This window comes from Klebsiella sp. F11, assembly GCF_056712265.1.
Genome location: NZ_CM160060.1, coordinates 873,211 through 892,966 on the forward strand (window position 1 = coordinate 873,211; position 19,756 = coordinate 892,966).

Below are 19,756 nucleotides of genomic sequence, written 5' to 3' on the forward strand. Positions count from 1 at the left end.
GCTTAAAAACCCTGCTCGAAGTAGCTTTCCAGAATAACCACCGCCGAGGCCGAGTCGATGCTGCCTTTATTCAGGGCGCGGAATCCGCCGTGCTCGAAAAGCCCGGCGCGGGCCTCCACTGTGCTCAGGCGCTCATCGTGTAGGGTAATCTGTACCCCAAAGCGGCCGTGAATTTTATTGGCGAAGTTGCGCGCGCGCGCGGTTAGCGGCTGTTCGGTGCCGTCCATATTCAGCGGCAGGCCGACGATAACGGCTTCCGGCTGCCACTCTTTCAGCAGCTTTTCGATAACGTTCCAGTCCGGCTTCCCGTCCTGCGCTTTTAGCGCCGGGAGAGGGCGGGCGGTGCCGGTAATGCGTTGCCCAACCGCGACGCCGATGCTTTTGGTGCCAAAATCAAAGCCCAGTAAGGTTCCGCTCATTACGCGTGCCCCGCAACGCCGGGCATCGTCACAATATCGATCCCAATCAGCTTTGCCGCTTCGCGCCAGCGATCGGCAATCGGCGTTTTAAACAAAATATTCTGATCCGCCGGGGCGGTGAGCCAGGCGTTATCAAGCAGCTCCTGCTCCAACTGCCCCTTCTCCCAGGAGGCGTAGCCCAGCGCGACCAGCACGTTGCTCGGCTGTTTATCGGTACCGAGGGTTTCCAGCACGTCCCGCGACGTGGTGATCACGGTATTGTCGGAAATACGGATACTGGAAGAGAAATCAGAGGGCGGCGAGTGCAGAATAAAGCCGCGATCTTCCGCCAGCGGGCCGCCAAGCATGACTGGCTTATCGAGGCGAATATCGGGATTGCGCGGCTCGGCGACAATTTTCAGCTTTTCCAGAATCCCGTCAACCTGCAGATTTTCCAGCGGTTTATTGATAATGATACCCATCGCACCGTCATCGTTGTACTCGCAGATGTAAACCACGGAGCGGCGGAATATGGGGTCCTGAAGGGCCGGCATGGCAATCAGAAAGTGATGCTGTAAATTCATTGTCAGAGGTTCTGTTCCTGGTGGTTCAAAAAGCAGCATTCAGTATGCGGGCAAAGTGCCGCCCTGTCGATTCAACTTTATCTTTCACGCTACGGGCGCGTTGGCTTCCTCGCTCGCCCCGGTCACATAGTAAACTATGCTCCCGGGCGCTCGCTGCGTTGCCGCCTTCCCGTAGCGCGAAATCTTTCGTTGAATCTATCGGCTCGAAGGGAGAAAGGTAAAAAAGCGAAGAGCTAAGAGTTAAGAGCAAAGAATAAAAGGGCGTTGGCCCCTTTACTCTTAAGCTTTAGTGGAAGCAAGCTGGCCGGTTCCGGATGCAACAAGGACGCTGCGTTTTCAACCGGCTCATCCGTGAGCCCCGGGATTACTTAGCTATGCGCTTCTCGATGGCGTCCATCAGCATCCCGGTGATGGAGACCGGGAAGGCGGCCTCAATCTCGCGCACGCAGGTTGGGCTGGTGACGTTAATTTCCGTCAGGCGATCGCCGATAATATCCAGACCGACGAAAATCAGGCCCTTGGCCTTCAGCGTTGGGCCGACGCGGCGTGCAATCGCCCAATCGCTCTCGGTCAGCGGGCGCGCTTCGCCGCGGCCGCCGGCGGCGAGGTTACCGCGCGTCTCTCCGCCCTGCGGAATACGCGCCAGGCACCAGGGAACCGGCTCGCCGTCGACCACCAGCACGCGCTTATCGCCGTCCTTAATGGCCGGCAGATAGTTTTGCGCCATGCAGTAGCGGCTGCCCAGATCGGTCAGCGTTTCCGCGATCACCGGCAGGTTAGGATCGCCCTCTTTCACGCGGAAAATAGAGGAACCGCCCATGCCGTCCAGCGGCTTGAGAATAATATCGCCGTGCTTTTCCCAGAAGGCTTTCAGCTGCGCCTTGTTGCGGGTGACCAGCGTCTCCGGCGTCAGGTCGGCAAACCAGGCGGTAAACAGCTTTTCGTTACAGTCGCGCAGGCTCTGCGGCTTGTTGACGATAAGCGTGCCCTTATCTTCGGCGCGTTCCAGAATATAGGTGGCGTAAATGAACTCGGTATCGAACGGCGGATCCTTACGCATCAGAATTACGTCGAGATCCGCCAGCGGCAGATCCTGCTCGCCGCTGAACTCGTACCACTTGTCGTAGTTCTGCTCAACGCTCAGCGTGCGCGTACGGGCGCGGGCCTCGCCGTTGATTAAGTACAGGTCGTTCATCTCCATATAGTGGAGTTCGTAGCCACGACGCTGGGCTTCCAGCAGCATGGCGAAGCTGGTGTCTTTCTTGATGTTGATGGTTGCGATGGGGTCCATCACGATGCCGAGCTTGATCATTATTATTCTCCGTTAACGCTTCAACCTAAGTCGCCAAAACGCACCTGTAGCGCGGTAATGGCGGTTAGCGCAGTTGTCTCTGTACGCAGAACGCGCGGTCCCAACAGAATATCAGTAAACCGGTAACGAGCGGTCATCGCGATCTCTTCCGCCGACAGCCCCCCTTCAGGGCCAATCAGCAGCCGAATACGCTCCACCGGCAGCGGCAGCGTGTTGATGCTGGCGCTGGCGCGAGGATGCAGGTTCAGCTTCAGGCTATCATCCTGCTCCGCGCACCAGGCCTCCAGCTGCATGGCCGGACGAATCTCTGGCACCACGTTGCGGCCGCTCTGCTCGCAGGCGGCGATGGCGATTTTTTGCCACTGCTGGATCTTCTTCTGCAAGCGTTCGGCATCCAGTTTAACGCCGCAGCGCTCGGAAAACAGTGGCGTAATGAGGCTTACTCCGAGCTCGATCGATTTCTGGATGGTGAATTCCATCTTTTCACCGCGCGACATCACCTGGCCAAGGTGAATATGCAGCGGCGATTCGCGATCGTCGCGCTCGCCGCTGACGATCTCAACCGTCACGTTTTTCTTGCCCGCGTCGACGATAGTGGCATCAAATACCTGATTGCTACCGTCAAAAAGCTGAATGGCCTGGCCTTTGCTCATTCGCAATACGCGGCCAACGTGGTTCGCCGCGTCGTCGCAAAGAGCTATCCGGCTACCGACGACAATCGGCTCGGGGTGGTGGATGCGGGGAGTGCGCATGCTTGTTATTCCGTTCTTCGCGCAGGTCCTCTCTTCCTCGCCGTCGCGGGAGAATAGCGGGACCTGCAAATTAACAATTGCCGCTAGTGTAGGTTAGCTCTTTTGCGCCTGGCAAGCCTGCTGGACGTAAGGATTGTGGTTGCCCTGAACTTTAGCGATCCGCTCATCGCGTTCGCACTCCCAGCTTGTGACCGGGTAAGTCTTATTCCAGGCGGTAAATAGCTGGGTCTGCTGGCGGGAAAGGGTGAGCTGATAGCTATCGCGCATATAGAAGTAGGTTCGCGCAATTGCCCCGCGGGCGCGCGCCGGCGGCTCGGCGACTTTATCTTTAAAATCGACCTTCATCGCGCACTGGCCGTACTGGCCTTCGCCGCCGTTCCACTGGCTGTACATATAGTTAGCGCGGTCGCCGTTGACCTCGCCGACTGCCGGCTGCAGGTTGTGCATATCGCTTTCCATCCGGCGGTAAACCGGATCTTTGGCGCAGTTTTTACGCCCGCCGTCCTGCCAGCACCGGCGCTGGTGGCCAAACTGCCACGCCGGGACGACGTGCTCCCACTCGACGCGGCCGGCGCGGTTTTCGTTTTTACGCACCTTATAGCCGCAGGATTGCAGATTGATAACGCCTTTTTTACCCTGCCAGTCGATTTTGCAGCCGCAGTAGAAGTCGCCGGGGGCATCGGCGTTAACCTTCACTCCGGCGGCTTTTGCCTGGGAAAAACTGTGGATTCCTTCGGCCATAGCCTGACCGCTACAGGCCGCAGCCAGCAACGCTGCGGCAAAAATATGCGTACGGGACATCGTGAACTCCGTGTCAAAACGAGCCCGCAACGTAGCGAATGCGATTGTCAGATGCAATCAGTCAGATCAGAAAATTTCCAGTTATACCCGATATTTACTCTTCCGCGACCAGCAGATCGCCGCAGCGAACACAGCGGTAGGTGGCTTCCCCGCGGGTCACGCGATTGTGACGGCGAACGGTAAGCTGATGCTGCTGGCAGCGGCAGCGGTAGGGGAAGGTATTCTGGCGCACGGAATCCAGCTCGAAGCGGTGGGTGCGCTGCGCCGGCACGCCCAGCACGCTTTCCATCATCCACTTCCACTCTTTGCCGTGCGGCGCCACGCGGCCGAAGTGTTGCCACACCAGCAGATGCGCCAGCTCGTGCGGCACCACCTCATCGATAAACGCCTGCTGATTTTCCAGCAGCAGTACCGGGTTGAGGCGAATTTCGTTCTTTTCTAGCCAGGCGGTGCCGGCGGAGGTTCCCCGCTGCTGATAGACCAGCGCGGGTTCCGGATAGCGGCGCTCAAGCTTGAGGTTCGCGAGGGCGAGTTTTTCCCGCAGGCTGCGCATCACGGCCTGCTGCGTAGCGATGGGAATTCGGGGTGTCTTCATAGCGCCAGAGGATAGTGCGGCGAGGAGAGGAGAGCAAGAAGAAGCTTCCTCCCGCGAGGGGAGGAAACGCGGTGATGGCTAGTCGCGAGCGCCGATTTCACGCAGCGGGCGGCCCTGCATCAGGTTACGTTCGATGTGTTCCAGCGAAACGTTTTTGGTTTCCGGAATAAGCCACAGGGTCAGGAAGATGAACAGAATATTCAGGCCGCCATAGACCCAGAAGGTGTTCGCGCTGCCCAGCGAATTCAGCATGGTCAGGAAGGTCGCACCGACGATCATGTTAGCGATCCAGTTGGTGGCCGTGGAGCAGGTGATGCCGAAATCGCGGCCCTTCAGCGGCTGAATCTCTGAACACAGCACCCAAATCAGCGGGCCAGCGCTCATAGCGAAGCCGACGATAAACATCAGCAGCATCAGCACGGAGAAGTACTGCGCGGTCGTGGAGTGGATGCCGATATGCATCATGCTGCCCAGCACGCCCATGCCGACGGCCATGACGATAAAGCCGAGGATCAGCGTTGGCTTCCGGCCCCAGCGGTCCACCAGGCCGATGGCGATAAAGGTCGCCAGCACGTTGGTCAGGCCGACGATAACCGTGCCCCACATCTGCTCGGTGGTGTTGGCGTAGCCCGCCAGCTCAAAGATCTTTGGCGCATAGTACATGATGACGTTCATCCCGGTGAACTGCTGCATCACCTGCAGCAGAATGCCGAGGAACACCGCGCGGCGGAAGTTGCTGTTCTCTTTAAACAGCTCCCAGCCGGACTGTTTGACCTTCAGGCTTTCGCGGATTTCATCGAGCTCGCGTTTGGCTTCCGCGCTGGTATCGCGCAGGCGCAGCAGCACGCGTTCGGCATCGATAAAGCGGCGTTTGGCGGCAAACCAGCGCGGGCTGTCCGGCAGGAAGAAAACGCCAATCAGCAGCAGGACGGCCGGGATGATAATCACCCCGAGCATCCAGCGCCATGCGCCGCTGTAGCTGAACGCGGTATCCGACAGATAGGCGCCGAGAATACCGATGGTGATCATCAGCTGATACATCGAGATCATGCTGCCGCGAATTTTCTCCGGGGCGATTTCGGAGAGGTACAGCGGGGCGGTATAGGAGGCGACGCCCACCGCCAGGCCGAGCAGCACGCGGGAAATCAGCAGCACCTCAACGTTCGGCGCGGCGGCGGAGCACAGGGAGCCGACAACGAACAGGATAGCGCCGATCATCAGGCTTTTCTTCCGGCCGAGCTTGAAGGAGAGCCAGCCGCTGCCGACCGCGCCGACGGCGGCGCCGAACATCATGGTGCTCACCACCCATTCCTGAGTGTGAGCGCTAATCTGGAACTCTTTGGCAATAAAGGGCAGGGCACCCGCAATGACGCCGATATCAAGACCGAAAAGCAGGCCGGCCAGTGCGGCGAGGAAACAGACAAAGAACGTCATCGTTTTGTTCGAGCGCCCTTGTTTTTTGTTGTCAGGCATAACGCCCTCCAGTTGAGTTATTGATTCTGTCGATGCTTAGAGTAGGGGAGCGCGTGGCAAAAAAATGTGATTGCAATCACGACTGTGTAATCGCTTACACCAAAGTAAAGAAACGTAATCAATAAATATTCATGTAAATCAATATGATGATTAATTTTAGTCTATGAGGTAAAAAACGCAAATCAGACTAGCCTGAAATGTTATGTAACATTGTGCTTTAATGTTTCATTTACGCTACGTTAGCGCTAAAGAGTGGCGATTATCCTTATGTAATCGCTTTCATTGTTTTTACCGTGCGGGAGCGGATGGCGACAGGATGAGGGGAAGCGAGGAGTTGAGCGCAAGAAAAAGGCCAGCGCGAAGCTGGCCTTTGAAACGGTACAGCGTGCGGGTTAGTTATTTCAGACCGGCAGCTTCGCGCAGCAGGGCGGCTTTGTCGGTTTTTTCCCATGGGAAATGTTCGCGACCAAAGTGACCGTATGCTGCGGTTTCTCTGTAGATTGGGTGCAGCAGATCCAGCATCTGGATCAGGCCGTACGGACGCAGGTCGAAGAATTCGCGCACCAGCAGGGTCAACTGCTCGGAAGCAATTTTTTCGGTGCCGAAGGTTTCAACCATGATAGAGGTCGGTTCAGCCACGCCGATTGCGTAGGAAACCTGAATCTCACAGCGGTCGGCGAGGCCTGCGGCAACGATGTTTTTCGCCACATAGCGGGCCGCGTAGGCCGCGGAACGGTCAACTTTCGACGGATCCTTACCGGAGAACGCGCCGCCGCCGTGACGAGCCATGCCGCCGTAGGTATCAACGATGATTTTACGTCCGGTCAGGCCGCAGTCGCCCATCGGGCCGCCGATAACGAAGCGGCCGGTCGGGTTGATAAAGAATTTAGTGGCGCTGTTCAGCCATTCGGTCGGCAGAACCGGCTTGATGATCTCTTCCATCACCGCTTCCTGCAGCGATTTCTGATCGATATCTTCCGCGTGCTGAGTCGACAGCACCACCGCATCGATGCCGACGATCTTGCCGTCGTCATACTGGAAGGTCACCTGGCTCTTCGCATCCGGACGCAGCCACGGCAGGGTGCCGTTTTTACGTACTTCAGCTTGACGCTGCACCAGACGGTGGGCGTAGGTGATCGGCGCCGGCATCAGCACGTCGGTTTCGTTGGTGGCGTAGCCAAACATCAGGCCCTGGTCGCCGGCGCCCTGCTCCAGCGGATCGGCACGGTCAACGCCCTGGTTGATGTCCGGGGACTGCTTGCCGATGGCGCTCAGCACGGCGCAGGAGTTGGCGTCAAAGCCCATATCGGAATGCACGTAGCCAATTTCACGAACCGTATTACGGGTGATCTCTTCGATATCAACCCATGCGCTGGTGGTGATTTCACCGCCAACCAGAACCATGCCGGTTTTGACGTAGGTTTCACACGCGACGCGGGCTTTCGGATCCTGTTCAAGGATCGCGTCAAGCACGGCATCGGAGATTTGGTCAGCAATTTTGTCTGGATGCCCTTCTGATACGGACTCGGACGTAAAGAGGTGTTTTGCCATGTTTTATTTTACCTGTGGAGTATTCGTATAGCTCATACTGTTGTGTGGAGAGGCTTTGTTAGACGACTCTACCAAAGCTTGCAGGTAGTGACACGAGCAGTCTGAGTGTTAATCAGTATAGACGGATTAACTTCTGGACGGCTATTTTAGGTCAAATCTTAATCCCATTTCCAGACTTTTTTGATGCGCATCGCATTTATGCGCAATAGTCGGTGGAAATTTTTCCTGCCAGACGCGGCAACACGCATATTTTTATTTTGCATTTTAGCCTGCTTATCGGTATAAAACGCCGCGCGCGGCTCATTATGACAGCGCACGAAGAGTACCTCGTGACGCCACTTCCAGCCGGGTTAAGCACTCTGTGTTAACAGAATCCCGCAGCGGCCCTTGCGCCTGCTGCCAGGTAGATAGCTTTGGCTTGTCGCTGGCCCGTTTCGGGGCAGCGTGGAGGTGATACCAGATAATGAACCCACGTTTTTCACCTGATTCGTCGCGTCGTTCCGTCGCGCGTCACTATCCCGCAATCTGCATCTCTTTCATGCATACCTGCCGATGTTCTACCCATTTCGGCGCTTCTCAGGATTCCAGGGCCGGAAGGTCGTCAGAAAACTGAACAAGGGCTCTCTTGCCGCTATCGCAAGAGTTTTCTCGTGGTTTCTCCGGACTGTCACACTAGGTTCGGGTACGTGTTTTATTATCATATGAAGAAGAAACCGGTCGCGCAGCCGCAGCGCCAGCACTATCTGCTGGGGTTTAGGACTGTTCATGGGTTGTTATCGCGTCTTTGGACTGCGATAGTGGTTAACTGTCTTACACTTATTACTAAAAATTGAGGTTCGCTATGTCTGACGACATGTCTATGGTTTCGCCTTCGTCAGCAGGCGAACACGGTGTACTACGTTCTATGCAGGAGGTGGCGATGAGCTCCCAGGAAGCTAGCAAAATGCTACGTACTTATAATATTGCCTGGTGGGGTAATAACTACTACGACGTCAACGAACTGGGCCATATCAGCGTTTGCCCGGATCCTGACGTACCGGAAGCGCGCGTCGACCTTGCCGAATTAGTCAAAGCGCGCGAAGCGCAAGGGCAGCGCCTGCCTGCGCTGTTTTGCTTCCCGCAGATCCTGCAGCATCGCCTGCGCTCGATTAACGCCGCCTTCAAGCGCGCGCGCGAGTCTTATGGCTATAACGGCGACTACTTCCTGGTTTACCCGATCAAGGTTAACCAGCATCGCCGGGTGATCGAGTCGCTGATCCACTCCGGCGAGCCGCTGGGCCTCGAAGCGGGCTCAAAGGCCGAGCTGATGGCGGTGCTGGCGCATGCCGGCATGACCCGCAGCGTGATCGTCTGTAACGGCTATAAAGACCGTGAATATATCCGCCTGGCGCTGGTGGGCGAAAAGATGGGCCACAAGGTCTATCTGGTCATCGAAAAGATGTCGGAAATCGCCATCGTGCTGGAAGAGGCCGAGCGCCTGAACGTGGTGCCGCGTCTTGGCGTCCGCGCGCGTTTAGCCTCGCAGGGCTCCGGTAAATGGCAGTCCTCCGGCGGCGAGAAATCCAAGTTCGGCCTCGCGGCGACGCAGGTTCTGCAGCTGGTTGAGATTCTGCGCGCGGCGGGGCATCTGGAAAGCCTGCAGCTGCTGCACTTCCACCTCGGCTCGCAGATGGCCAACATTCGCGATATCGCCACCGGCGTGCGCGAATCGGCGCGCTTCTACGTCGAGCTGCACAAGCTGGGCGTCAATATTCAGTGCTTTGACGTCGGCGGCGGCCTGGGCGTGGACTACGAGGGTACCCGCTCGCAGTCCGACTGCTCGGTGAACTACGGCCTCAACGAGTACGCGAACAACATTATCTGGGCGATCGGCGACGCCTGTGAAGAGAACGGCCTGCCGCACCCGACGGTGATTACCGAATCCGGGCGTGCGGTTACCGCGCACCATACCGTGCTGGTCTCCAATATTATCGGCGTTGAGCGCAACGAATACACCGAGGCGACCCCGCCTGCGCAAGATGCGGCGCGCCCGCTGCAGAGCATGTGGGAAACCTGGCAAGAGATGCACGAGACCGGCAACCGCCGCTCCCTGCGCGAATGGCTGCACGATAGCCAGATGGATCTGCACGATATTCATATCGGCTACTCTTCCGGCACATTCAATCTGCAGGAGCGCGCCTGGGCGGAGCAGCTGTATCTGAACATGTGCCATGAAGTGCAGAAACAGCTCGACCCGAGCAACCGCGCGCACCGGCCAATCATTGACGAGCTGCAGGAGCGGATGGCGGATAAAATTTACGTCAACTTCTCGCTGTTCCAGTCGATGCCGGACGCGTGGGGCATCGATCAGCTGTTCCCGGTGATGCCGCTGGAAGGCCTGGACATGGTGCCTGAACGCCGCGCGGTGCTGCTGGATATCACCTGCGACTCCGACGGCGCGATCGATCACTACGTCGACGGCGACGGGATCGCCACCACCATGCCGATGCCGGAGTACGATCCTGAGAACCCGCCGATGCTGGGCTTCTTTATGGTCGGCGCTTACCAGGAGATCCTCGGCAACATGCACAACCTGTTCGGTGATACCGAAGCGGTGGACGTGTTCGTCTTCCCTGACGGCAGCGTCGAAGTCGAGCTCTCCGATGAAGGGGATACCGTGGCGGATATGCTGCAGTACGTGCAGCTGGACCCGAACACGCTGCTGACCCAGTTCCGCGATCAGGTGAAAAACTCCGGTCTCGACGAGGCGCTGCAGCAGCAGTTCCTCGAGGAGTTTGAAGCCGGCCTGTACGGCTACACTTATCTGGAAGACGAGTAAAATGCGCCGGGCCCTCTCTGGTGTAAGGAGGGGGCATCAGGTCACGCAAACGCGATACCGACTTGAACCCGCACGCATTAACGGCGATAATTCGCCCAACAAGCAGTCACCCTATTCAAACCCTTCCTCGTCGGGCCTAACGACGCGGAGGGGTTTTTTTATGTGCATTTTTAACTATATCGCCTGTAAAAAGAGGTCACACCCATGAGCACTTTAGGTCATCAATACGATAATTCCCTGGTCTCTAACGCGTTTGGTTTTTTGCGTCTGCCGCTGAACTTCCAGCCGTACGACAGCGACGCCGACTGGGTGATCACCGGCGTTCCTTTTGATGCGGCAACCTCCGGTCGCGCGGGCGGGCGTCATGGCCCGGCGGCGATTCGTCAGGTCTCTACCAATCTGGCCTGGGAAGGCAACCGCTTCCCGTGGAACTTCGATATGCGCGAGCGTCTGAACGTTGTCGACTGCGGCGATCTGGTTTACGCCTTCGGCGACGCGCGCGAAATGAGCGAGAAGCTGCAGGCGCATGCGGAAAGACTGCTGGCGGCCGGGAAGCGTATGCTCTCCTTCGGCGGCGACCACTTCGTCACCCTGCCGCTGCTGCGCGCGCACGCAAAACATTTCGGTAAAATGGCGCTGGTGCATTTCGATGCCCATACCGACACCTACGCCAACGGCTGCGAGTTTGACCACGGCACCATGTTCTACACCGCGCCGAACGAAGGCCTGATCGATCCGAACCACTCCGTACAGATCGGGATCCGCACCGAGTTCGATAAAGACAACGGCTTTACCGTGCTGGATGCCGGCCAGGTGAACGATCGCACTGCTGACGATGTTATCGCTCAGATCAAACAGATCGTCGGCGATATGCCGGTCTACCTGACCTTCGACATCGACTGCCTGGATCCGGCGTTTGCGCCGGGCACCGGTACGCCGGTGATCGGCGGGCTGACTTCGGATCGCGCGATCAAGCTGGTACGCGGCCTGAAGGATCTCAACATCGTCGGCATGGACGTGGTGGAAGTGGCGCCGGCCTACGACCAGTCCGAGATCACCGCCCTGGCGGCGGCGACCCTGGCGCTGGAAATGCTCTATATCCAGGCGGCGAAAAAGGGCGAATAGGCCCTAAGCGCTCACGGCTGCTGCGCGACGCATGCGCAGCAGCAGTACGCCTCCGGCAAGCAGGGTGACCACCTGCGACGCCACCAGTACCGAAAACCCTGAACTGACCGATCCCACCGACTTCATCACCAGCCCCATCAGCAGCGGGATAAACGCCGCGCAGATATTGCCAATACCGTTAATTATTCCGTAGGCGCTGCCTACCGCCTCTTTCTCCGCGTGGTGCTGCACCACCGCCGGTATCGCCGCCCCCTGAAGCCCCCAGAAGATATTGGCCGACAGCATAAACAGCGCCAGCCACGTCGGCTGATGGCTGAGCATCAGCGCCAGTATCGAGCAGGCGGTCAGAAAGCCGCCGCTAATAAACAGCAGCGGAGCCTGCTCGGGACGCATTTTATCGAGCAGCACGCCGCCAAGAAATTTTGAGCCAAGGCTGAGCAGAAAGGGGATCGCCGCCAGCACGCCGGTCGCCTGTAGCGAGAAGTGATGCTCATCGCGCAGCCAGGCCGGTAGCCAGGCGCTGCTGCCCCACAGATAGCTGAGGGTGGCGATCTCAACCAGCAGGATCCAGCCGAGGAGCGGCGTCCGCCAGGCCAGCTGAAAGGTCCGCTTAAAGCCGGAGCGCTCCTTTTTCGCCGCCGCCGCCGGAGCCGGCAGGAAGCGCCAGATCAGCCCGCCGCCGAGCAGCAGATTGAGCGCGGCCAGGCTGTAAAAAGAGCCCTGCCATCCCTGATGTTCGATTAAAAAGGTGACCAGCGGAAAGCCCGCCGCCAGCCCCAGCGAGACCCCGAGCGCGGTGACCGCGTTCGGCTTGCCGACTTCGCCGGCGGCGAAGCTGTCGCGGATAAACCGCGTTTTGAGTGAAAACAGCGGCCCTTCCGCGATGCCTAAGATAACGCGGGCGATCAGCATCCCGAACAGCGAGCCGAGCAGCGGCGAAACGGCGCATACCGCCGCCCAGATAGCGATGCCGATCTGCAGCCCCTGCCGGTAGTGCAGCCGGTTTTCTATCAGCGGAGTCAATAGTAATGCCGAAAGCCCGTAGCCCACAAGAAAGCAGGTCATCAGCATTCCCTGTAACATTCTGTTTTCATTTAGCTGAAAGTGGGCGGCGAAATCAGGATTAATTATCATCACGGATATATTCACCCGGTCAATATAAGAAATGATAATTAACAACATCAGCGCGATTGTTCCCTGCCATCTTGCGGTCATTTTATTCTTTTCTCCCGGTTTTTTATGAATTAACGACGCTATTTTTAATTCACGGTGATAGTCACGCAGGTAAAATGATTCACAGGTGAAACTAACTGTTTTATAAGTAATTAATTAAAAAATGTTTCACTGGTGAAACTCTGTGTGGCGCGGCTTTATCATTTTTAATGATTATCAGGAAAGGAAGTCAATAGTCATTTTCGAAAAGTTAAGCGCCGGCTTAATGTATTTTTACGCCACGTTTTAAATATCACAATTTCATATTACCGCAATTTTTCGTGATCGATTGCACACTTAGCTAATTAAATCACGATCGGTTAACAAATCCTTCACATTGACGCTTGACGAAAGATTGAACGCTTTTATATTGACCGTATTAAATAAGAAACAGAGTTTCATATATGAAACAAAGCCTGGAGGATCGTGATGAGCTGGATAGGCGTATGTGACGCAGAGCAGGTACAGGAAGATTTCCCTTTTAGCGGCAATATCGACGGTAAAGAGATCGGCATCTATCTGATTGATGGCGAGTATTACGCGCTGGAGGACGTCTGTCCCCACGCCTACGCGCTGTTAAGCCAGGGCTTCGTAGAGGATGGCAAGGTCGAATGTCCGCTGCATGAAGCGGTATTTGATGTGAAAACCGGTCAATGCCTGCACGGTCCGGGCGGCCGTAGCCTCAATCGTTACCCGGTGCGGGTGTTCGACAATCAGATCCAGATTACTTTTATCGAGGAGAGCGTCGCATGAGCGAAACCCTGAACTTCAACCCGGCGCTGCCGGAAAGCCGCCAGTTTACGCCGCCCGCCGAAGGCGGAAACGGCAATATCCACAGTCCGGGCGACTACGCCAATCTTATCTGGCAGACCCGCAGCCGCGCGCCGGAGAGCTGGGAGCTGCAGCTGATTGCCACCCTCGAAGAGCTGTTTGAGCAGGGGGCGGAGAGCCTGGCGCAGCTGGTGGACGGTCTGAACGATCTTCGGATGCACGACCAGCAGGGCGAACCGTGGAGTGAAGCCAGCTTCGAGGCTTTTTTACAGGTAAACGGATACTGAGGACACAGCGATGACGACAACGGTACAAAACTATCTCGATAAAGGGTTACGCGGCCTGTGGTATCCGGTGCTGGCAAGCTGGGAAGTGCAGTCCGCGCCTGTAGGCATTACCCGCCTCGGCGAACAAATTGTGGTGTGGCGTAACCAGGACGGTCAGGTGCAGGCCCTGGAGGACCGCTGCCCGCACCGCGGCGCGCGCCTGTCGATGGGCTGGAATCTCGGCGACCGCATCGCCTGCTGGTATCACGGCGTGGAAGTGGCGGGCAGCGGCGAAGTGAAGGATGTCCCGGCGGTCGACAAGTGTCCGCTGGTGGGCCAGCAGTGCGTGCGCAGCTATAGCGTTCAGGAAGCGCACGGGGCGATCTTCTTATGGTTTGGCGCCACGGCGAATCAGCAGCCGGATGAGCTGAGCTTCCCGGAAGAGCTGGCTAACGGCGACAAATACAGCAACTTCCTCTGCACCGCCGCGTGGAAGTGCAACTATCAGTACGCGCTGGAAAACGTCATGGACCCGATGCACGGCACCTATCTGCACTCCTCCTCGCACTCGATGGCGGAAGGCGAGCGCAAAGCGGAAATGGTGCTGCAGCCGACCAAAACCGGCTTCATCTTTGAGAAGAAAGGGCAGAGCGGCGTCAACTTTGACTGGGTGGAGCTCGGCAACAGCGGCGCCTGCTGGATGCGCCTCTCCATTCCTTATAAGAAGCGTTTTGGGCCGGGCGGGCACTTCTTTATCGTCGGCATGGTGGTGCCGGAAGATAACGACAACTGCCGGGTCTTTTTCTGGCGCATTCGCGGCGTGCAGGGCTGGCAGCGCGATATGTGGCGCTTTATGTACCGCAACCGCCTGGAAAAACTGCACTGGGAAGTCCTGGAGCAGGATCGCGTGGTGCTGGAGAGCCTGGCGCCGAACGCTCGCGACCACGAATATCTTTATCAGCACGACGTCGGGCTGTCGCGCCTGCGCCGCATGATGCAAAAAGCGGCCAAAGAGCAGCTGGCGGCGCGCGAAGAACAGCAGGGCGCCGCCTGATGAACGGATTATTGAACGGTAAACGCATCGTGGTGACCGGCGCCGCGCGCGGGCTGGGCTATCACTTCGCTAAAGCCTGCGCGGAGCAGGGGGCGAAGGTGGTGATGTGCGACATCCTGCAGGGTGAACTGGCCGAGAGCGCGCATGGGCTCAGGGAACAAGGTTTTGCCATCGAGTCTTACGTTATCGATCTGGCCGATCCGCGCTCAATCGAGCAGGTTTTTAGCGCGATTGGCGAACGGGGCTCCATCGACGGGCTGGTGAATAACGCCGCGATGGCCACCGGCGTCGGCGGCAAGAATATGATCGATTACGATCCGGATCTGTGGGATCGGGTGATGTCGGTTAACGTCAAGGGCACCTGGCTGGTGACTCGGGCGGCGGTACCGCTGCTGCGTGAAGGCTGCGGGATCGTTAACGTGGCGTCGGATACCGCGCTGTGGGGCGCGCCGCGCCTGATGGCTTACGTCGCCAGCAAAGGCGCGGTGATCGCCATGACCCGCTCAATGGCGCGGGAGCTCGGCGAGAAGCGCATTCGCATTAACGCTATCGCGCCGGGTCTGACCCGGGTTGAGGCCACCGAGTACGTTCCGGCTGAGCGTCATCAGCTGTATGAGAACGGCCGGGCCCTGAGCGGCGCCCAGCAGCCGGAAGATGTCACCGGCAGCGTGGTGTGGCTGCTCAGCGAGCTGTCGCGGTTTATCACCGGACAGCTGATCCCGGTCAACGGCGGATTTGTTTTTAACTAAAGAGGCGAGGCGGTATGGCAAACGAGCGGGAAGTGAAGTACCTGGTGCCGGGCCTGGAGCGGGGGTTGGAGCTGCTGCTGGCGTTTGGCGAGCAGCATCGCGATCTGACCTTCGCCGAGCTGCATCGGCTGGTGGATATGCCGAAAGCGACCGCCTATCGCGTGGTGCAGACGCTGGAATATATGGGCTTTCTGGAGCGCAATCCGCGCACCAATACCTTTTCGCTCGGGATGAACGTCCTGCGTCTGGGCTTTGAATACATCGCCTCGCTGGATGTGGCGCAGGTCGGCCAGCCGGTGATTGAGCAGCTGCGCGATACCAGCCAGTGCAGCAGCCACCTGGCGATCCGCGACGGGCGCGACATTATCTACATCGCCCGCGTCAGCGCCGCCGGCTCGCGCATTAATCAGGTCAGCATCGGCACCCGGCTGCCGGTTTACTGCACCTCGCTTGGCCGCATGCTGCTGACCGACGTCTCCCGCCGCGAGTTTGAGCTGCTGTTTCCCGACGAGCGGCTGCCGGGCAATACGCCGGGGCAAATTCACGACCGCGAAGCGCTGTGGCAGATGGTGCAGCAGGATAAGGCGCGGGGCTTCGTGATCGGCGAATCCTTCTACCGTCACGGCATCTCCTCCATCGTGTACCCGGTTTACGATCGCAGCGGACGGGTGGCGGCGGTGGTGAGCATCCTGGTGCCGTCGGATGAGATCCCGCAGGCCGACCGCGAGCGGCTGCAAAACGATGTCAGCATGGCGGCGGACAAAATTTCAGGCTTCCTCGGGCATTTAGCTCAGGCTATTTAAATCAACAGGTTAACTGCAGGCGCTGATACGCGTCGGGCATGTTTTACGCCCAAATCCGGGCGACAGAACGGTAAAGAGGCTACGAACGATGAGTGTAACCGGAATTGAAAAGCTGGAATTTGGCGTCGACGACCTGACCCACAGCGCCAAATTTATGCGTGATTTTGGCCTGACGGGCGATGCCGACGGCCGGCGTTTTACCACCCTGAGCGGCGCTCAGGTCATGCTCAACCCGATAAACAGCCCGGATCTGCCGCCCGCCTTTGAGGCGGGTAACACCCTGCGCCGAATGACCTGGGGCGTGGCGGACCAGGCGGCGCTGGAGGCGCTGCGGCCGAAGCTGGCGCAGCAGCCGGCCTTTCGCGAAGTGGACGGCGCCCTGGAGTGTCAGGACCCGAACGGCATGACGCTGCGGGTTCAGGTGAGTCGGCAGACGCCGGTTGAACTGGACGTTGAGCCGATCAATCAGTGGGGCGACGTGCGGCGGATCGATACGCCAAGCCCGGTTTACGAGCGCGCCCAGCCGATCAACATCGGCCACGTGGTGTTCTTCGTTGAGGAGCTGGCGGCGGTAGAGAACTTCTACCGCGAGGTGCTGGGTTTCCAGGTTTCCGATCGCTATATCAACCGCGCGGTGTTCCTGCGCTGCGGCGCGCGCGGCGGTCATCACAACCTCTTTTTATTACAGCTGCCGACCCCCAGGCGCGGCCTTAACCACGTCGCCTTTACGGTGCGCGATATCCACGAAGTGATCGGCGGCGGCATCGCGATGAACAAAAGCCAGTGGAGCACCTTTATCGGCCCCGGCCGCCACCCGGTCTCTTCGGCCTATTTCTGGTACGTCAACAGCCCGACCGGCGGCGCGTTCGAGTACTACACCAACGACGACTATCTGACGGAAAACTGGCAGCCGCGCGAGCTGGAACACTCCCTGGTTTCCTTTACCGAGTGGGCGGTGGAGGGCGGTATTGACCACGACACCCGCCGCCAGCAGAAAAAGCCGGAGGCGGTATGACGGTGCGGATAGTGATTATCGGCGGCGGCCAGGCCGGCGGCTGGGCGGCAAAAACGCTGCGTGATGAAGGCTTTGACGGCGAGATTTGCGTCATCGCCGAAGAAGAATGGGATTTTTACGAGCGCCCGCCGCTGTCGAAAGCGGCGCTGCTGGAGGCCGAACCGGCGCTGCCGCGTCTGTTTAGCGCGCAAGCTCAGCAGGCGCTGGACCTGAAGTGGTATCGCCCGCAGCGCGCCGAGGCCATCGATCGCGAGGCGAAAACCGTGCGCCTGAGCGGCGGTGAGCGGCTGGCCTACGACCGGCTGCTGATCGCCACCGGCGGCCGCGCCCGCCTGCCCGGCGAGGCCTGGGTGCAGCATCCGCAGGTCTACACCCTGCGCCACTGGCAGGATGCCCGGCGCCTGAAGGCGCGCCTGGCGACCAGCTCCCGGCTGGCAATCGTCGGCGGCGGCTGGATTGGCCTCGAGATCGCCGCCTCGGCGCGCAAAAGCGGCGTCGAGGTCACGCTGTACGAACAGCAGCCGGCGCTGTGCATGCGCTCGGTAAGCGGCGAGGTGTCGCAGGAGCTGGAGTGGCTGCACCGCGAGCAGGGGGTTAACGTGCGCACGGGATGCGGCGCGCTTGGCCTCGAAGATAGCGACGGCCTGCCGGTCATTCGCTGCGATGGCCAGCGTCAGACCTTCGACGCGGTGGTGGTGGGGATCGGCGTCGATCTTAACCTCGAGCTGGCGCAGGAGGCGGGCCTGCCGGTCGATCGCGGGATCGTGGTCGATGCCCAGGGGCGAACCGCCGATCCGGCTATTTTCGCCGCCGGCGACGTTGCCCGCCATCATCGGTACGGTCTGTGCATTCAGTCGTGGGCCTTTGCCCAGAACCAGGCGGTGGCGACGGCGAAGGCGATGCTCGATCCGCAGGCCGAGGGTTACGACGAAGCGCCGTGGCTGTGGTCGGATCAATACGCGCACAATATCCAGATCCTCGGTATTCCCCAGCCGGGCACCCGGACGGTGGTTCGCCGCGATCCGCAAGGGCCGCTGTTTTTCTCGATCGATAGCGGCGGCCGGCTCAGCCAGCTGGTGGCGTTTAACGATGCGCGCACCGTCAAGCTGGCGAAACGCTGGATGGCGGCGGGGAGGGATCTTTCCGCAGTGCCGCTCGACGATCTGACCTTTTCGCTGATGTCATTGCGATAACACCCGCGCACCCTTAAGGGGGAGAGATGACCACATTAGAGACAAACACCGCGCCCTCCGTGGCGGGCGGTGAGGGCGTCCACGCGCCTGAAAAAGCGGTTCGCTGGGCCATTCCGCTCGCGCTGCTGGCCTGCGTGCTGCTGGCGTTCTTCGACAAAATCAGCATTGCGGCGCTGTTTTCCGATAGCCACTTCCAGCAGGCGATGGGCATCGGTTTTGATACCACGCGCCTCGGCATCCTGATGAGCGCCTTTTTACTGAGCTACGGTTTCTCCTCGGTCCTGCTCAGCGGGCTGGGCGACCGCATCGCGCCGCTGCGCCTGCTTACCGGCATGATGGTGGCGTGGTGCGTATTGATGGTGATGATGGGCTTCACCCGCAGCTACGGCGCCATGATCGTGCTGCGCGTGCTGCTCGGTATCGCCGAGGGGCCGCTGTTTCCGCTGGCCTTCGCCATCGTGCGCCATACCTTTCCGCAGCGCCTGCAGGCGCGCGCCACCATGCTGTGGCTGCTCGGTACGCCGGTCGGGGCGGCCATCGGCTTCCCGCTCTCCATCTGGCTGCTCAGCACCTTCGGCTGGCAAAGCACCTTCTTTGCGATGGCGATGCTGACGGTGCCGGTGCTGATTTTTGTCCGTATCAGCCTGCGCGGCATCCGGCTGGAGGGCAAAACCTCCGCGGCCGAGAGCCCGCGGGAAGAGCGGCGCAGCGCCCGCCGGGAGCTGTTTGTCAGCCCGCACTTCTGGATGATCTGCATCTTCAATATCGCCTTCCTCGCCTATCTGTGGGGCATCAACGGCTGGCTCCCCGGCTACCTGATTAAGGGTAAGGGCATTCACCTGGAGCATGCCGGCTGGCTGTCGTCGATGCCGTTTATCGCCATGCTGCTTGGCGAAATTATCGGGGCGTGGCTGTCGGACCGTGTGGATAAACGCGCGGCGGCCTGCTTTATCTCGCTGGCCGGGGCGGCGCTGGGGCTGGCGGCGGTGATGCACTTCACCACTCCGCTAACGGTTATCGCGGCGATGAGCTTTAGCACCTTCATGTGGGGAACCGGCGCCCCCAATATTTTTGCCCTGCTGGCGAAGGCGACCCATCCCCGGGTCAGCGCCACGGCGGGCGGGATTTTCAACGGGTTGGGAAACTTTGCCGGCGCCCTGTCGCCTGCGGTGATGGGCGCGCTGATCGCCTTCACCCACAGCATGGATTCCGGACTGATTTTTCTGGCGGTGATGGCGGTCGTGGGCTGTCTCCTGTTGCTGCCGCTGCTAAGACGTTACTGAG

At 59.1% G+C, this 19,756-nt stretch carries 21 protein-coding genes; 12 read left to right on the forward strand and 9 right to left on the reverse strand.

What is annotated here, in order from left to right:
* Positions 1-2 precede the first annotated feature (2 nt).
* The 8 genes from ruvX to metK all read right to left on the reverse strand — a co-directional run bounded on the left by ruvX (position 3) and on the right by metK (position 7,466).
* Complete coding sequence (ruvX, locus tag AC1M2H_RS04450) at positions 3-419, reverse strand: Holliday junction resolvase RuvX (protein WP_426812443.1); 417 nt, start codon at positions 417-419, stop codon at positions 3-5.
* Positions 419-982 (reverse strand): YqgE/AlgH family protein, encoded by a 564-nt coding sequence (locus AC1M2H_RS04455; RefSeq protein ID WP_480150445.1) that lies wholly within the window; start codon positions 980-982, stop codon positions 419-421. The genes ruvX and AC1M2H_RS04455 overlap by 1 nt, the downstream gene beginning before the upstream one ends.
* A 364-nt stretch (positions 983-1,346) precedes the next feature.
* The gene (gene gshB, locus AC1M2H_RS04460; protein ID WP_480150446.1) at positions 1,347-2,294 is read right to left on the reverse strand and encodes a glutathione synthase; all 948 of its coding nucleotides are present in this window, start codon (positions 2,292-2,294) and stop codon (positions 1,347-1,349) included.
* Positions 2,295-2,314: 20 nt separating this feature from the next.
* Complete coding sequence (gene rsmE / locus AC1M2H_RS04465) at positions 2,315-3,046, reverse strand: 16S rRNA (uracil(1498)-N(3))-methyltransferase (RefSeq protein ID WP_480150447.1); 732 nt, start codon at positions 3,044-3,046, stop codon at positions 2,315-2,317.
* A 93-nt stretch (positions 3,047-3,139) separates the two neighbouring features.
* Positions 3,140-3,847, reverse strand: coding sequence for a deoxyribonuclease I (endA, locus tag AC1M2H_RS04470; protein WP_480150448.1), 708 nt, complete (start codon positions 3,845-3,847; stop codon positions 3,140-3,142).
* Positions 3,848-3,941: 94 nt separating this feature from the next.
* Positions 3,942-4,442 (reverse strand): SprT family zinc-dependent metalloprotease, encoded by a 501-nt coding sequence (locus AC1M2H_RS04475; RefSeq protein ID WP_480150449.1) that lies wholly within the window; start codon positions 4,440-4,442, stop codon positions 3,942-3,944.
* A gap of 78 nt (positions 4,443-4,520) precedes the next feature.
* Positions 4,521-5,915: a sugar porter family MFS transporter gene (locus AC1M2H_RS04480; RefSeq protein WP_426812449.1), complete on the reverse strand. Its 1,395-nt coding sequence runs from the start codon at positions 5,913-5,915 to the stop codon at positions 4,521-4,523.
* Positions 5,916-6,311: 396 nt separating this feature from the next.
* On the reverse strand, positions 6,312-7,466 hold the full coding sequence (gene metK / locus AC1M2H_RS04485) for a methionine adenosyltransferase (protein WP_480150450.1): 1,155 nt from the start codon (positions 7,464-7,466) through the stop codon (positions 6,312-6,314).
* A gap of 463 nt (positions 7,467-7,929) precedes the next feature.
* On the opposite strand from metK, the gene AC1M2H_RS04490 reads away from it, so the two are divergent.
* The 4 genes from AC1M2H_RS04490 (at position 7,930) to speB (ending at position 11,409) form a co-directional block, all read left to right on the forward strand.
* Positions 7,930-8,079: a hypothetical protein gene (locus AC1M2H_RS04490; protein WP_426812450.1), complete on the forward strand. Its 150-nt coding sequence runs from the start codon at positions 7,930-7,932 to the stop codon at positions 8,077-8,079.
* An 88-nt stretch (positions 8,080-8,167) separates the two neighbouring features.
* Positions 8,168-8,299: an acid stress response protein YqgB gene (yqgB, locus tag AC1M2H_RS04495; protein WP_480150451.1), complete on the forward strand. Its 132-nt coding sequence runs from the start codon at positions 8,168-8,170 to the stop codon at positions 8,297-8,299.
* Between the two features lie 8 nt (positions 8,300-8,307).
* On the forward strand, positions 8,308-10,284 hold the full coding sequence (speA, locus tag AC1M2H_RS04500; protein ID WP_480150452.1) for a biosynthetic arginine decarboxylase: 1,977 nt from the start codon (positions 8,308-8,310) through the stop codon (positions 10,282-10,284).
* Between the two features lie 204 nt (positions 10,285-10,488).
* Entirely contained in the window at positions 10,489-11,409 is a 921-nt protein-coding gene (speB, locus tag AC1M2H_RS04505; protein WP_426812453.1) for an agmatinase, read from the forward strand.
* 3 nt (positions 11,410-11,412) lie between these two features.
* On the opposite strand, the gene AC1M2H_RS04510 is transcribed toward speB, so the two are convergent.
* Positions 11,413-12,624, reverse strand: coding sequence for an MFS transporter (locus AC1M2H_RS04510; RefSeq protein ID WP_480150453.1), 1,212 nt, complete (start codon positions 12,622-12,624; stop codon positions 11,413-11,415).
* Positions 12,625-13,050: 426 nt separating this feature from the next.
* Between AC1M2H_RS04510 and AC1M2H_RS04515 the strand changes: the two genes are divergently transcribed.
* From AC1M2H_RS04515 to AC1M2H_RS04550, 8 genes are all read left to right on the forward strand, one after another.
* Positions 13,051-13,374 (forward strand): Rieske (2Fe-2S) protein, encoded by a 324-nt coding sequence (locus AC1M2H_RS04515; protein WP_480150454.1) that lies wholly within the window; start codon positions 13,051-13,053, stop codon positions 13,372-13,374.
* On the forward strand, positions 13,371-13,679 hold the full coding sequence (locus AC1M2H_RS04520; protein WP_480150455.1) for a recombinase-like helix-turn-helix domain-containing protein: 309 nt from the start codon (positions 13,371-13,373) through the stop codon (positions 13,677-13,679). Before AC1M2H_RS04515 ends, AC1M2H_RS04520 begins: the two co-directional genes overlap by 4 nt.
* A 10-nt stretch (positions 13,680-13,689) precedes the next feature.
* Entirely contained in the window at positions 13,690-14,712 is a 1,023-nt protein-coding gene (locus tag AC1M2H_RS04525; protein WP_480150456.1) for a Rieske 2Fe-2S domain-containing protein, read from the forward strand.
* Positions 14,712-15,461: an SDR family oxidoreductase gene (locus AC1M2H_RS04530; RefSeq protein ID WP_480150457.1), complete on the forward strand. Its 750-nt coding sequence runs from the start codon at positions 14,712-14,714 to the stop codon at positions 15,459-15,461. Before AC1M2H_RS04525 ends, AC1M2H_RS04530 begins: the two co-directional genes overlap by 1 nt.
* Before the next feature lie 14 nt (positions 15,462-15,475).
* On the forward strand, positions 15,476-16,264 hold the full coding sequence (locus AC1M2H_RS04535) for an IclR family transcriptional regulator (protein WP_480150458.1): 789 nt from the start codon (positions 15,476-15,478) through the stop codon (positions 16,262-16,264).
* Between the two features lie 88 nt (positions 16,265-16,352).
* On the forward strand, positions 16,353-17,279 hold the full coding sequence (locus AC1M2H_RS04540; protein ID WP_480150459.1) for a VOC family protein: 927 nt from the start codon (positions 16,353-16,355) through the stop codon (positions 17,277-17,279).
* Positions 17,276-18,472 carry an NAD(P)/FAD-dependent oxidoreductase gene (locus tag AC1M2H_RS04545; protein WP_480150460.1) on the forward strand — a complete coding sequence of 399 codons (1,197 nt, stop codon included), beginning with the start codon at positions 17,276-17,278 and terminating at the stop codon, positions 18,470-18,472. The genes AC1M2H_RS04540 and AC1M2H_RS04545 overlap by 4 nt, the downstream gene beginning before the upstream one ends.
* 26 nt (positions 18,473-18,498) lie before the next feature.
* Positions 18,499-19,755, forward strand: a complete 1,257-nt coding sequence (locus AC1M2H_RS04550) for an MFS transporter (RefSeq protein ID WP_480150461.1) — start codon at positions 18,499-18,501, stop codon at positions 19,753-19,755.
* The last annotated feature ends 1 nt before the right edge of the window (position 19,756 follow it).

Bases quoted from the DNA above. Each gene is read 5' to 3' on its own strand.
- ruvX (WP_426812443.1), bottom strand. From the start codon at position 419: ATGAGCGGAACCTTACTGGGCTTTGATTTTGGCACCAAAAGCATCGGC.
- AC1M2H_RS04490 (WP_426812450.1), top strand. From the start codon at position 7,930: ATGAACCCACGTTTTTCACCTGATTCGTCGCGTCGTTCCGTCGCGCGT.
- endA (WP_480150448.1), bottom strand. From the start codon at position 3,847: ATGTCCCGTACGCATATTTTTGCCGCAGCGTTGCTGGCTGCGGCCTGT.
- AC1M2H_RS04545 (WP_480150460.1), top strand. From the start codon at position 17,276: ATGACGGTGCGGATAGTGATTATCGGCGGCGGCCAGGCCGGCGGCTGG.
- speA (WP_480150452.1), top strand. From the start codon at position 8,308: ATGTCTGACGACATGTCTATGGTTTCGCCTTCGTCAGCAGGCGAACAC.
- AC1M2H_RS04550 (WP_480150461.1), top strand. From the start codon at position 18,499: ATGACCACATTAGAGACAAACACCGCGCCCTCCGTGGCGGGCGGTGAG.
- AC1M2H_RS04525 (WP_480150456.1), top strand. From the start codon at position 13,690: ATGACGACAACGGTACAAAACTATCTCGATAAAGGGTTACGCGGCCTG.
- yqgB (WP_480150451.1), top strand. From the start codon at position 8,168: ATGAAGAAGAAACCGGTCGCGCAGCCGCAGCGCCAGCACTATCTGCTG.
- AC1M2H_RS04515 (WP_480150454.1), top strand. From the start codon at position 13,051: ATGAGCTGGATAGGCGTATGTGACGCAGAGCAGGTACAGGAAGATTTC.
- AC1M2H_RS04510 (WP_480150453.1), bottom strand. From the start codon at position 12,624: ATGACCGCAAGATGGCAGGGAACAATCGCGCTGATGTTGTTAATTATC.
- gshB (WP_480150446.1), bottom strand. From the start codon at position 2,294: ATGATCAAGCTCGGCATCGTGATGGACCCCATCGCAACCATCAACATC.
- AC1M2H_RS04520 (WP_480150455.1), top strand. From the start codon at position 13,371: ATGAGCGAAACCCTGAACTTCAACCCGGCGCTGCCGGAAAGCCGCCAG.
- speB (WP_426812453.1), top strand. From the start codon at position 10,489: ATGAGCACTTTAGGTCATCAATACGATAATTCCCTGGTCTCTAACGCG.
- AC1M2H_RS04480 (WP_426812449.1), bottom strand. From the start codon at position 5,915: ATGCCTGACAACAAAAAACAAGGGCGCTCGAACAAAACGATGACGTTC.
- rsmE (WP_480150447.1), bottom strand. From the start codon at position 3,046: ATGCGCACTCCCCGCATCCACCACCCCGAGCCGATTGTCGTCGGTAGC.
- AC1M2H_RS04475 (WP_480150449.1), bottom strand. From the start codon at position 4,442: ATGAAGACACCCCGAATTCCCATCGCTACGCAGCAGGCCGTGATGCGC.
- AC1M2H_RS04455 (WP_480150445.1), bottom strand. From the start codon at position 982: ATGAATTTACAGCATCACTTTCTGATTGCCATGCCGGCCCTTCAGGAC.
- metK (WP_480150450.1), bottom strand. From the start codon at position 7,466: ATGGCAAAACACCTCTTTACGTCCGAGTCCGTATCAGAAGGGCATCCA.
- AC1M2H_RS04540 (WP_480150459.1), top strand. From the start codon at position 16,353: ATGAGTGTAACCGGAATTGAAAAGCTGGAATTTGGCGTCGACGACCTG.
- AC1M2H_RS04530 (WP_480150457.1), top strand. From the start codon at position 14,712: ATGAACGGATTATTGAACGGTAAACGCATCGTGGTGACCGGCGCCGCG.
- AC1M2H_RS04535 (WP_480150458.1), top strand. From the start codon at position 15,476: ATGGCAAACGAGCGGGAAGTGAAGTACCTGGTGCCGGGCCTGGAGCGG.